This is a genomic window from Streptomyces minutiscleroticus (assembly GCF_014650875.1).
Classification (GTDB): Bacteria; Actinomycetota; Actinomycetes; order Streptomycetales; family Streptomycetaceae; genus Streptomyces; species Streptomyces minutiscleroticus.
Map to the genome: position 1 here is coordinate 75,066 of NZ_BMVU01000002.1, position 12,141 is coordinate 87,206.

10 protein-coding genes are annotated in these 12,141 nt (G+C 72.7%); all 10 read right to left on the reverse strand.

Annotated elements, in window-relative coordinates:
- Nucleotides 1-262: 262 nt before the first annotated feature.
- Nucleotides 263-1,636, reverse strand: a complete 1,374-nt coding sequence (locus tag IE271_RS03465; RefSeq protein WP_190188643.1) for an MraY family glycosyltransferase — start codon at nt 1,634-1,636, stop codon at nt 263-265.
- 129 nt (nt 1,637-1,765) lie between these two features.
- Nucleotides 1,766-3,016 carry a serine hydroxymethyltransferase gene (gene glyA, locus IE271_RS03470; protein ID WP_190188644.1) on the reverse strand — a complete coding sequence of 417 codons (1,251 nt, stop codon included), beginning with the start codon at nt 3,014-3,016 and terminating at the stop codon, nt 1,766-1,768.
- A gap of 102 nt (nt 3,017-3,118) precedes the next feature.
- Entirely contained in the window at nt 3,119-3,811 is a 693-nt protein-coding gene (locus tag IE271_RS03475; RefSeq protein ID WP_190188645.1) for an arsenate reductase/protein-tyrosine-phosphatase family protein, read from the reverse strand.
- Nucleotides 3,808-4,455 carry an L-threonylcarbamoyladenylate synthase gene (locus IE271_RS03480; RefSeq protein WP_190188646.1) on the reverse strand — a complete coding sequence of 216 codons (648 nt, stop codon included), beginning with the start codon at nt 4,453-4,455 and terminating at the stop codon, nt 3,808-3,810. Before IE271_RS03480 ends, IE271_RS03475 begins: the two co-directional genes overlap by 4 nt.
- 90 nt (nt 4,456-4,545) lie before the next feature.
- Nucleotides 4,546-5,385 carry a peptide chain release factor N(5)-glutamine methyltransferase gene (gene prmC / locus IE271_RS03485; RefSeq protein WP_190188970.1) on the reverse strand — a complete coding sequence of 280 codons (840 nt, stop codon included), beginning with the start codon at nt 5,383-5,385 and terminating at the stop codon, nt 4,546-4,548.
- A gap of 73 nt (nt 5,386-5,458) precedes the next feature.
- The gene (gene prfA, locus IE271_RS03490; protein ID WP_190188647.1) at nt 5,459-6,535 is read right to left on the reverse strand and encodes a peptide chain release factor 1; all 1,077 of its coding nucleotides are present in this window, start codon (nt 6,533-6,535) and stop codon (nt 5,459-5,461) included.
- Nucleotides 6,536-6,682: 147 nt separating this feature from the next.
- Complete coding sequence (gene rpmE / locus IE271_RS03495) at nt 6,683-6,904, reverse strand: 50S ribosomal protein L31 (protein WP_028804216.1); 222 nt, start codon at nt 6,902-6,904, stop codon at nt 6,683-6,685.
- Between the two features lie 246 nt (nt 6,905-7,150).
- The gene (locus IE271_RS03500; RefSeq protein WP_190188648.1) at nt 7,151-8,272 is read right to left on the reverse strand and encodes an LCP family protein; all 1,122 of its coding nucleotides are present in this window, start codon (nt 8,270-8,272) and stop codon (nt 7,151-7,153) included.
- 488 nt (nt 8,273-8,760) lie between these two features.
- Nucleotides 8,761-10,785: a transcription termination factor Rho gene (rho, locus tag IE271_RS03505; protein WP_190188649.1), complete on the reverse strand. Its 2,025-nt coding sequence runs from the start codon at nt 10,783-10,785 to the stop codon at nt 8,761-8,763.
- Between the two features lie 375 nt (nt 10,786-11,160).
- The gene (gene thrB, locus IE271_RS03510) at nt 11,161-12,078 is read right to left on the reverse strand and encodes a homoserine kinase (protein WP_190188650.1); all 918 of its coding nucleotides are present in this window, start codon (nt 12,076-12,078) and stop codon (nt 11,161-11,163) included.
- Nucleotides 12,079-12,141: the final 63 nt, after the last annotated feature.

Consider the following 12,141-nt stretch of genomic DNA (forward strand, 5'->3'; position numbering starts at 1 on the left):
TGTCGTCATGGACGAGCGTAGTCCCCGGGTGAGAGTGGTCTGACGCCGACGGACCGTCGCACCGCGACCCTTCGGCTCCGTCCGGGGGGTTCTCGTGAACCGTATCACAAACTATTTGATGCAGTCTTTACCCGGTAGCGTGGCCGCCGTCACACATGAGAGTGAATCCGCGCGCTTGAGCGTGCAAGAAGACGACTTGTCTGGTATTGAGGCCGTTTGCGGCTCTCGGAGACCGGCAAAGACACGGCATTCTTTCGTTGCGTCAACGTGACGAACCGGTTTCCCGCCGGTCGAGGAGGCGCGAGCGGGCCCCGATCGCGGTGGCGCCGTTGGCCCCCGAGACGCCCGCGGCCACGGGTGTACGGCGCTCCTGGTCCTCCGCTTCCGCCGGTGCCCCGCCGCGGGCGGCGTACGCGGCCGCCGGGCCCGCGGTGCCCTCCCGCGTCTCCTCCTCCGCGGCCCGCGGGCGGCGGCGACGGTACCGGGGCGGGACGAACCGCTCGGCCCAGCGCGGCGCGCGCGGGGTGAAGCGCGGCAGCAGGAGCAGGACGAGGCCGACGGCGCTGAGCGCCATGATGCCGAGCACGATCCACATCGACGCCGAGTTCACCGAGTAGGCGAGCGCGCCGAAGGCGATCAGCGCCGACCAGAAGTACATGATCAGCACGGCGCGGCTGTGCGAGTGGCCGATCTCCAGCAGCCGGTGGTGCAGGTGGCCGCGGTCGGCGGCGAACGGCGACTGGCCCCGCCAGGTGCGCCGCACGATGGCGAGCACCAGGTCGGCCGCGGGCACCGCGATGATCGTCAGCGGCAGCAGCAGCGGGATGTAGACCGGCACCGTCTGGTGCACGGCCGCCTTCTCGGAGCCGGCGAACAGGTTCATCGCGTCGGGGTCGACCTGGCCCGTGATCGAGATGGCACCCGCCGCGAGCACCAGGCCGATGAGCATGGAGCCGGAGTCGCCCATGAAGATGCGCGCGGGGTGCATGTTGTGCGGCAGGAAGCCCAGGCACATGCCCATGAGGATGGCGGCGAAGAGGGTGGCGGGGGCGGCGGACTCCAGCCCGTAGCCGTACCAGATGCGGTACGCGTACATGAAGAACGCCGTGGCGGCGATGCACACCATGCCGGAGGCGAGGCCGTCGAGGCCGTCGACGAAGTTCACGGCGTTGATGGTGATGACCACGAGCGCGACCGTGAGCAGCGTGCCCTGCCACTGGGTGAGCGAGACCGAGCCGATGCCGGGCACCGGCAGCCACAGGATCGTCAGACCCTGCATGACCATCACGCCCGCGGCGATCATCTGGCCGCCGAGCTTGATCAGGGCGTCGATCTCGAACTTGTCGTCCAGGACGCCGATCAGCCAGATCAGCGCGGCGCCGGAGAGCAGCGCGCGCGGTTCGTTGGAGTTCTCGAAGACCTCGTTGAGGTTCGTCAGGTGGTCGGCGACCAGCAGGCCCGCGCACAGGCCGAAGAACATGGCGATGCCGCCGAGCCGCGGCGTGGGTTCCCGGTGGACGTCACGCGCCCGGATCTCCGGCATCGCCCCGGCCACGATCGCGAACTTCCGTACCGGCCCGGTCAGCAGGTACGTCACCGCGGCCGTGATGCAGAGCGTCAGGAGGTATTCACGCACGGGCTTCCCCACAGGTCTCGCTGGCCATCTCAGCCCCACACCCTAGCGATGCGCGCATACGGTTGGGGACTTCCGGGTAGCGACGATGGTTGCACGCACGGCTGTGCACGCCATGCGTCCACCCCACGGCTAGCCCGGATACGGCGGAAATCTCCCCGTCAGCCCGTGCACCTCCGCCTGGGCCGCACGGCCGGGCAGCTCCTCGCGCAGCACCGCCGCGAGCAGCACCGCGATCCGTGTCATCTCCGCCTCCCCCATGCCCTGGGTGGTCACCGCCGCCGTGCCGAGGCGCAGCCCGCGCTCGTCCGGACGGGGCAGCGCGCAGGCGTCGACGACCAGCCCGGCGGCGGCCAGCCGGCCGCGGGCGGCGCGGCCGTCCACGCCGAGCGGGGCCGGGTCGACGGTCAGCAGATGGGTGTCCGTGCCGCCCGTGACGACGTCGAGGCCCTCGTCGGCCAGGGCCTTCGCCAGCACACGCGCGTTGGCGACCACCTGGTGGGCGTACGCGGCGAAGGCCGGGCCCGACGCCTCGCCGAAGGCGACGGCCTTGGCGGCGACCGTGTGCATCTGGGCGCCGCTCTGGGTGAAGGGGAACACGGCCCGGTCGACGCGCTCGGCCAGCTCGGCGCCGCACAGCAGCATGCCGCCGCGCGGGCCGCGCAGCACCTTGTGCGTGGTGGCGCACACGACGTCCGCGTACGGGACGGGGCTGGGCGCCGCTCCCCCGGCGACCAGGCCGATGGGGTGGGCCGCGTCGGCGATGAGGTAGGCGCCCGCCTCGTCGGCGATCTCCCGGAACGCCGCGTAGTCCAGGTGGCGGGGGTAGCAGATGGAGCCGCACACGACGGCCTTGGGGCGGTGCGTGCGGGCCAGGGAGCGGACCTCGTCGTAGTCGACGAGCCCGGTGTCCGGGTCGACGCCGTAGCCGACGAAGTCGAACCAGCGGCCGGAGAAGTTGGCGGGCGATCCGTGGGTGAGGTGACCGCCGTGGGGCAGGCCCATGGCCAGAACCGTGTCACCCGGGCGCAGCAGGGCGGCGTAGGCGGCCAGAACGGCCGAAGACCCGGAGTGGGGCTGGACGTTGGCGTGTTCGGCCCCGAAAAGGGCCCTGGCGCGCTCCACGGCCAGCCGCTCGGCCACGTCGACGATCTCGCAGCCGCCGTGGTACCGGGCGCCGGGGTAGCCCTCGGCGTACTTGTTGACCAGCGGCGAGCCGAGGGCGGCGAGCACGGCCGGCGAGGTGAAGTTCTCGGCGGCGACGAGCTGGAGCGTCGTCGACTGCCGGCCGAGCTCCGCGAGGAGGACCTCGGCGAGCTCCGGGTCCTGCCGGCCGAGCGCGTCGGCCGGCAGCAGGGTGTCGGGTGTGCGTGTGACCGGCATGGTGGACTCCGGACCTCGGCGGGGGGGCGCTGAAATCCAATGTAGGACCGCGCCCCCGTGCGCGCCCGGCGTCGCCGTCCGCACGGGCCTCCCGTACCGCCCTCAGGCGCGCGCCGGCACTCCGGTCAGCGCCGTCAGCACCGGGTCGAGGGCCTGGTTGATCTCGTCGCCCACCGAGCGGAAGAACGGCAGCGGCGCCCCGTAGGGGTCGTACACCTCGTCGGCCTCGGCCGTCGGGGCCAGCAGCCAGCCGCGCAGCGCCGCCGCGGCGCGCACCAGGGCGCGGGCGCGCTCGACGACGCCCTCGTCCAGCGGGGGCAGCGTCGCGGGGTCTATCGCGCGCACCAGGCGGGTGAACTCCTTCAGGGTGAAGGTGCGCAGCCCCGCCGAGTGCCCCATCGAGATGACCTGGGCGCGGTGGTCGCGGGTGGCGGTCAGCACGAGGTCCGCACGGATGACGTGCTCGTCGAGCAGCTCGCGGCCCACGAAGCCGGTGGGGTCGGCGCCGAAGTCGGCGAGGACGGTCTCGGCGTTGGCCTCCATGGGCGCGCCCTCGTGGCCCCAGGTGCCGGCGCTCTCCACGATCAGCCCGCCGATGGCGTCGCCCTCGGCGCAGCCCCCGGGCACGACGTGGCCGAGCCGGTCCGCCAGGGCGTGCCGGGTCAGCCGCTCGGTGATCGGCGAGCGGCACACGTTGCCGGTGCTGACGTGGAGGATGCGGAAGGTGTCCCCCGGTCCCCCGAAGGTCTCCGTGTGCTCCGTGCCTATGCCGCGCCCCGCGTCAGGGGCTGTCAATTGGCCACCTCGAGGTCGGGTACGACCTTGCGCAGCTCCTCCGCGGACAGGGCACCGGCGCGCAGCAGGACGGGCACCTTGCCGGTCACGTCGACGATCGACGACGGGACGTTGCCGGGGGTCGGGCCGCCGTCCAGGTAGACGGAGACGGAGTCGCCGAGCATCTCCTGCGCGGCGTCGCAGGTCTCCGGCGCCGGGTGGCCGGTCAGGTTCGCGGAGGAGACGGCCATGGGGCCGAACTCGGTGAGCAGCTCGATGGCGACCGGGTGCAGCGGCATGCGCACGGCGACGGTGCCGCGGGTGTCGCCGAGGTCCCACTGCAGGGACGGCTGGTGCCGGGCGACGAGCGTGAGGGCGCCCGGCCAGAACGCGTCGACCAGCTCCCAGGCCATCTCGGAGAAGTCCGTGACGAGCCCGTGCAGGGTGTTCGGGGAGCCGATGAGGACGGGCGTGGGCATGTTGCGGCCGCGGCCCTTGGCCGCCAGCAGGTCGGCGACGGCCTCGGAGCTGAAGGCGTCCGCGCCGATGCCGTACACGGTGTCGGTGGGCAGCACCACCAGCTCGCCGCGGCGGACGGCGGACGCGGCCTCGCGCAGACCGGTCGTGCGGTCGGTCGCGTCGTTGGTGTCGTAGCGCCGTGCCATGTCAGCAAGCCTCCTCAAGCGCACGGGGCCCGTGGGCCGCGCGGTGGTCGTGATCCGCGTCGTGGGCGGCGCGGGCGGTGGATCCGGCCGTCACGGCGTCGCCCTGCGGGCGGTCGCGAACCGCGGCCGGTTGTTGAGGTCGGGGTGGTCGGCGGCGTCGGCCCAGCCCCGCTCCTCGGTGAAGATCCACGGCACCTGGCCGCCCTGGGTGTCGGCGTGCTCGACGACGACGACCCCGCCGGGGCGCAGCAGCCGGTGCGCGGTGCGTTCCAGGCCCCGGATCAGGTCCAGGCCGTCCTCGCCCGAGAACAACGCCATCTCGGGGTCGTGGTCACGGGCCTCGGGGGCGACGTACTCCCACTCGGTGAGCGGGATGTACGGCGGGTTGGAGATGACCAGGTCGACCTGGCCGTCCAGCTCGGGGAAGGCGTCGCGGGCGTCGCCCTGGCGCAGGTCCACCCGCGAGCCCTCGACGTTCTTGCGGGTCCAGCGCAGCGCGTCCTCGGAGAGCTCCACGGCGTGCACGCGCGAGCGCGGCACCTCCTGCGCGATGGCGAGGGCGATGGCCCCGGACCCGGTGCACAGGTCCACCACCAGCGGCTCGACGACGTCCATGGCGCGCACGGCGTCTATGGCCCAGCCGACGACCGACTCGGTCTCCGGACGCGGCACGAAGACGCCGGGCCCGACCTGGAGCTCCAGGTAGCGGAAGAAGGCGCGCCCCGTGATGTGCTGGAGCGGCTCGCGGGCCTCGCGGCGCGCGACCACCTCCCAGTAGCGGGCGTCGAAGTCCGCGTCCTTGACTGTGTGCAGCTGCCCCCGTTTGACGCCGTGGACGAAGGCGGCCAGCTCCTCCGCGTCGTTGCGCGGCGAGGGCACGCCGGCGTCCGCGAGGCGCTGGGTGGCCTGGGCGACCTCCGCCAGCAGCAGGCTGCGGGGAGCCGTGGGTCGCCCTCCGTGGTGTTGCGGCACGCTGGTCCTCCGGGGCCGGGCTGTGGTCGGGTCAGGCGGCGGCGAGCTTCGCGGCCGAGTCCGCGTCGACACAGGCCTGGATCACGGCGTCGAGGTCGCCGTCCAGGACCTGGTCGAGGTTGTACGCCTTGAAGCCGACGCGGTGGTCCGAGATGCGGTTCTCCGGGAAGTTGTACGTACGGATCTTCTCGGAGCGGTCGACGGTGCGGACCTGGCTGCGGCGGGCGTCCGCGGCCTCCTTCTCCGCCTCCTCCTGCGCCATGGCCAGCAGCCTGGAGCGCAGGATACGCAGGGCCTGCTCCTTGTTCTGCAGCTGGCTCTTCTCGTTCTGGCAGGAGGCGACGACGCCCGTGGGCAGGTGCGTGATGCGCACGGCGGAGTCGGTGGTGTTGACGGACTGGCCGCCGGGCCCCGAGGAGCGGTAGACGTCGATCCGCAGGTCGTTGGGGTTGATCTCGACGTCGACCTCCTCCGCCTCGGGGGTCACGAGGACGCCGGCGGCGGAGGTGTGGATGCGGCCCTGGGACTCGGTGGCGGGCACGCGCTGCACGCGGTGCACTCCGCCCTCGTACTTCAGCCGGGCCCACACGCCCTGGCCGGGCTCGGTGGCGCCCTGGCCGCCCTTGGTCTTCACGGCGACCTGGACGTCCTTGTAGCCGCCCAGCTCGGACTCGGTGGCGTCGATGATCTCGGTCTTCCAGCCCACGCGCTCGGCGTAGCGCAGGTACATGCGCAGCAGGTCGCCGGCGAACAGGGCCGACTCGTCGCCGCCCGCGCCCGCCTTGATCTCCAGGATCACGTCCTTGTCGTCGCTGGGGTCGCGCGGGACCAGGAGCAGCCGCAGCTTCTCGGTCAGCTCCTCGCGCTGCTTCTCCAGCTCCTTGACCTCGGCTGCGAAGTCCGGGTCGTCGGCGGCGAGCTCGCGGGCCGTCTCGATGTCGTCGCCGGTCTGCTTCCAGGAGCGGTACGCGGCGACGATCGGGGTCAGCTCGGCGTAGCGCTTGTTGAGCCTGCGCGCGTTGGCCTGGTCCGCGTGCACGGCGGGATCGGCGAGCTGCTTCTCCAGATCGGCGTGCTCGCCGATGAGTTCCTCGACCGCCTCGAACATCTCCGGCTCCCATGGGATGTCCCCGGTCCGGCCACCGGCGCGGGGGACGTTGCGTACGACTGACAGGGCTGCACCGCAAAGCGCCGGTCCTCCAAGGCCCCCGGAAGTGCTGGAAGGGGGCCGTGGTGGACCGGCGCTCGTGGCTCGCTACTTCTTGGCAGCGGCAGCCTTGCCGAAGCGGGCCTCGAAGCGGGCCACGCGGCCACCGGTGTCGAGGATCTTCTGCTTGCCCGTGTAGAACGGGTGGCACTCGGAGCAGACCTCGGCGCGGATGGTGCCGCTCTCGATCGTGCTGCGGGTGGTGAACGACGCGCCACAGGTGCAGCTGACCTGCGTCTCGACGTACTCGGGGTGGATGTCGCGCTTCAAGGGTCTCTCCTAGTTCCGGGAGGGCACCGGGTCGCAGACCGCGGGATGCGGGAGCGTGAACCGGGACCGGCGTACCAGTCTGCCAGGACCGGCCGCATCCCCCAAAACCGGGGGGCGGAGCCGGATATTCCCGGGCGGCCGGCGGACGGCCGGCACACGCCCGCGCGGGCCGTTCCGGAGCGGCCCCGCGGCGGCGGACCGGCCGGTGCGCGGCGCCGGGGGCCCGCCGGCATGCGCGAAGGGGCGTCAGCCCTCGTTGACGACGTTCTTGGCGTCGCCCGAGGCCGTGCCCTCCGTGGCGCTCGCCGGTATGGACCTGTCCGCCCTGAGCGCGCTCCACACCCGGGCGGAGCGGTCCTCGTCGACGAGCACGCGGTTGCCGTCCGCGCTGTCGTACTGGACCGGCATCGTGACCATGTCCATGTGCGAGGAGCTGAGGCCCTTCAGGCCGCCCGCGAACGACGCCAGGTCCTTGACGGAGGCCAGGCCGGAGTCGGTGGTGACGGTCCTCGTCGCGGTGTCCGCGAGGTCGTACAGCTTCTTCGGGCTGGTCAGGACGCCGAGCTGCTCGACCCGGTCGACGAGGGCCCGCACGAACGCCTGCTGGAGCTGGATGCGGCCGAGGTCGCTGCCGTCGCCCACGCCGTGCCGGGTGCGCACCAGGCCCAGGGCCTGCTCGCCGTCGAGTGTGTGGGTGCCCGCCTCCAGGTCCAGATGGCTGTCCGGGTCGTCGATGTCCTCGGTGGTGGTGATCCTCACGCCCCCGAGGTCGTCGATGAGCTGCCGGAAGCCGCTGAAGTCGATCTCCATGTAGTGGTCCATGCGGATGCCGGTCATCGACTCGACGGTCTTGACCGCGCAGACGGCGCCTCCGGTGGAGTACGCCGAGTTGAACATGACCTGCGACGCCGCCTCGTGCGTGGTGCCGTCGGCGTCGGTGCAGGAGGGCCGGTCGACGAGGGTGTCGCGGGGTATGGAGACCACGCTGGCCTTCTTGTGGCCCTCGTAGAGGTGCACGATCATCGCGGTGTCCGAGCGGGCGGTGCCGTCGTCGCTGCCGCCGCCGAGCTCGCCGTTGCCGCCCGAGCGCGAGTCGGAGCCGAGGACGAGGACGTCCTGCGAGCCGTTGTCGACGTCGGTGGGCCGGTCCGCGCCCAGGGCCTGGTCGATGTCGATGCTCCTGATGTTGCCGTTGAGGTGGAAGTACAGGTAGCCGAGTCCGGTCCCGCCCAGGGCGACCACCCCGGCCGCGGTCCACGCGGCGACGAGGAGGGCCTTGCGGCGCTTGCTCCGGGACTTGCGACGGCGCCCCCCGGCGCTCTCGCGGGGGCTCGTGCCGCCGGTGTCCGGCGTGGTCTCGGCGGGCATGTGCTCCTCGGTTCTCGGCTCGCGGTCGGTCGGGGGACCCCCATGCTTCCGGGGCGGGGCCGGTACGACCCCCTTGTCGGGACTTGTCCCGTCAGACGTTGAAAACGAAAAAAGGGTTGCACAACACCTTGTGTCCGCCCTGTGGCCCGGCATGCGCGCATGATCCGGGCGTGTACCGCCATTCGGCCGTCCACCTGCGCTTTCCGTTTCCTCCACGGTAACGCCGTGACCAGGGGGCGGCCCCTTCCCGTGGGGCAAAGGTCTCGCGCGGCCGGGTGACCCGGACGGTGTACACGCGGGCGGGGCGGGCGCGCCGGGCCGCCCCGTGCGGGCGGGCGGGGGCCGGTACCCGGACCGCCCCGCGCGGCCGGGCCGGGCGCCGGCCCCGGGCCGACCCTGTGCAGGTGGGCCGGGCGCCGGTACGACGAGGGCCGCCCCCGTCGCTCCAGGCGACGGGGGCGGCCCGAAAGACCGCGGAAGAGCGGACGTCAGTCGCCGTTGCCCGGCGCCGGCGTCGTCTTCTGGATCTGCAGCAGGAACTCGGCGTTCGACTTCGTCTGCTTCATCTTGTCCAGGAGCAGCTCGATCGCCTGCTGCTGGTCGAGCGCGTGCAGCACCCGGCGCAGCTTCCAGACGATGCCCAGCTCCTCGCCGCTGAGCAGGATCTCCTCCTTGCGCGTGCCCGAGGCGTCGACGTCGACGGCCGGGAAGATGCGCTTGTCGGCGAGCTTCCGGTCGAGCTTGAGCTCCATGTTGCCGGTGCCCTTGAACTCCTCGAAGATCACCTCGTCCATGCGGGACCCGGTGTCGACGAGCGCGGTGGCGAGGATGGTCAGCGAGCCGCCGTCCTCGATGTTGCGCGCGGCACCGAAGAAGCGCTTCGGCGGGTACAGGGCCGTGGAGTCGACACCACCGGACAGGATGCGGCCGGAGGCCGGGGCCGCGAGGTTGTACGCACGGCCCAGACGCGTGATCGAGTCGAGCAGCACGACCACGTCGTGACCCAGCTCCACCAGGCGCTTGGCGCGCTCGATGGCCAGCTCGGCGACGGTGGTGTGGTCCTCGGCCGGGCGGTCGAAGGTCGAGGAGATGACCTCGCCCTTGACCGACCGCTGCATGTCGGTGACCTCTTCCGGACGCTCGTCGACGAGGACGACCATCAGGTGGCACTCGGGGTTGTTGTGCGTGATCGCGTTGGCGACCGCCTGCATGATCATGGTCTTGCCGGTCTTCGGCGGGGCCACGATCAGACCGCGCTGGCCCTTGCCGATCGGCGACACGAGGTCGATGATCCGCGTGGTCAGCACGCCCGGGTCGGTCTCCAGGCGGAGGCGGTCCTGCGGGTAGAGCGGGGTCAGCTTGTTGAACTCCGGGCGGCCGCGGCCGTGTTCGGGCGCCATGCCGTTGACGGAGTCGAGACGGACCAGCGCGTTGAACTTCTCGCGGCGCTCGCCCTCCTTGGGCTGGCGGACCGCGCCGGTGACGTGGTCGCCCTTGCGCAGGCCGTTCTTGCGGACCTGGGCCAGCGAGACGTACACGTCGTTCGGGCCCGGCAGGTAGCCGGAGGTCCGGATGAACGCGTAGTTGTCGAGGATGTCGAGGATGCCCGCGACGGGGATCAGGACGTCGTCCTCGGCGAGCTGCGGCTCGGCGATGTCGTCGCGCCCGCGGCGCCCGCGGCGGTCGCGGTAGCGCCCGCGACGCCCGCGGCGCCCGCCGCCGTCCTCGTCGAAGTCGTCCTGCTGGCGGTCCTGGCGGCCGCCGCTCTGCTGGCCGCGCTGCTGGCTGCCGCCCTGGTTCTGCTGGTCGTCGCCCTTGCCGCGGCGGTCGCGGTCGCGGCCACCGCGCTCGCGGTCGCCCCGGTCACCCCGGTCGCCCCGGTCGCGGCGGTCGCGGCGGCCCTGACGGCCCTCGGCGTTGCCGCCGTCGCCGGAGTCGCCCCGGCTCTCCACCGGGGTCTCGGCCCTGGAGTCCGTACGGGCCTCGGCGGCGACCGTCTCGGGGCTGCCGGCCTCGGCGGTGGCGCGGCGCCGGCGGCGCTCGCCCGCGGGGACCTCGTCGGCGGGGGCGGCCGGCTGCTCCTGCGCGGCGGCCTTGGGGGCGGGCTGACCGGGGATGTCGATCTGCTGCTGGGCCGGGGCCTGCTCCGCGGGCTGCTCGGCCTTGTCGGCCTTCCTGGCGGCGGGAGCGGCGTCCTCGCCCGTACGGGCCTTCGAGGTGGCCCGGCGCTTCGGGCGGGACTCGGCGGGGGTCTCGGCGCTCTTCGCGGGGGCCCCGCCCCCGGCCTGCGCCTCCTTGATGACCTCGATCAGCTGGCTCTTGCGCATGCGCGCGGTGCCCCTGATCCCGAGGCCGGATGCGACCTGCTGCAGCTCGGCCAGCACCATGCCCTCGAGGCCGGTACCGCGGCGCCGCCGGGAGCCGGCACCGGTGGCAGGCGCGGAGGCGTCCGTGGCGGGCGCGGCAGCGGTCTCCTCGACACGTGCGCCCATCAGATCGGTGGTGTCGCTCACGAAGGGTCCTTCCCTGGAGCGGACGTCGGCCTGTCTGGCTCGGCGACCGGTTGTGCTGTCCGGCTGTGGTCCTTGTGGTGTTGGACCCTGCCGGGGCGGTGGTCCGCCACAGCGGCGGAGAGATAACTGGTGAAGCGCTTCCCGAGACCGTGGCACTGGGTGTTCTGTGTCAGACGGTCCGGTCGCGCCGGTTCCGGAGCGTGCTCGGCAGACCGCTCAGAGCGAAACACAGTGCGGCTTGGGAGGCTCCCGGAAGAATGTTCGTCCCGGACGGGGACACGAAGCACCGCGCCATGGTGAGGTCGGGTGCGGACTTGAGATTAACACTACCGGATCCAACAAACATTCCCCCTCTCCAAATCCGGCAACCGCGTGTCAGGCCGCGAGCGGCAGCACGCTCGCTCCGCGGTCGTCGAGACTCAGCGTGTTCGCCGCCCAGCCCTCTCCTGCGAGGTGGGCGACCTTGTCGGCGGAGGACTCCTCCGCCAGGGCGAGCACCGTCGGGCCCGCGCCGGAGATCACCGCGGGCACCCCGTCGGCCCGCAGCCGCTCCACCAGGGCGGCGCTCTCCGGCATGGCGGGCGCGCGGTACTCCTGGTGCAGACGGTCCTCGGTGGCCGGAAGCAGCAGCTCGGGGCGCCTGGTCAGGGCCTCGACGAGCAGGGCGGCACGGCCGGCGTTGGCGGCGGCGTCGACGTGCGGGACGGTGCGCGGCAGCAGGCCGCGGGCGGTCTCGGTGAGGACGGGGCGGGAGGGGACGAAGACCACCGGGACGACGGAGTCGGCGGGGTCCATCCTGATCGCGCGGGCGGCGCCGCCCTCCATCCAGGACAGCGTGAAGCCGCCGAGCAGACAGGCGGCGACGTTGTCGGGGTGGCCCTCGATCTCGGTGGCGAGCTCCAGCAGGGCCGCGTCGTCGAGGCGGCTGTCGCCGCCTATGGTCACGGCGCGGGCGGCGACGATGCCGGCGCAGATGGCGGCGGAGGAGGAGCCGAGGCCGCGGCCGTGCGGGATGCGGTTGGCGCAGACGATCTCCAGGCCGCGCGGCTGGCCGCCCAGCAGGTCGAAGGCGGTGCGCAGGGACCGTACGAGCAGGTGGCTCTCGTCCCGCGGGAGCGTCTCGCTGCCCTCACCCGCGATGTCGATGTGCAGTCCGGCGTCGGCGACCCGGACGACGACGTCGTCGTAGAGACCCAGCGACAGGCCGAGGGCGTCGAAGCCCGGGCCGAGGTTGGCGCTGGTGGCGGGGACGCGCACCCGGACGGCGGCGGCGCGGAACGCTGGACCGGCCATCGCTCGATGACTCTCCTTGAACTGCGGAACGTGAGGACTTGCGACACCTGCGGGACCGCCCGG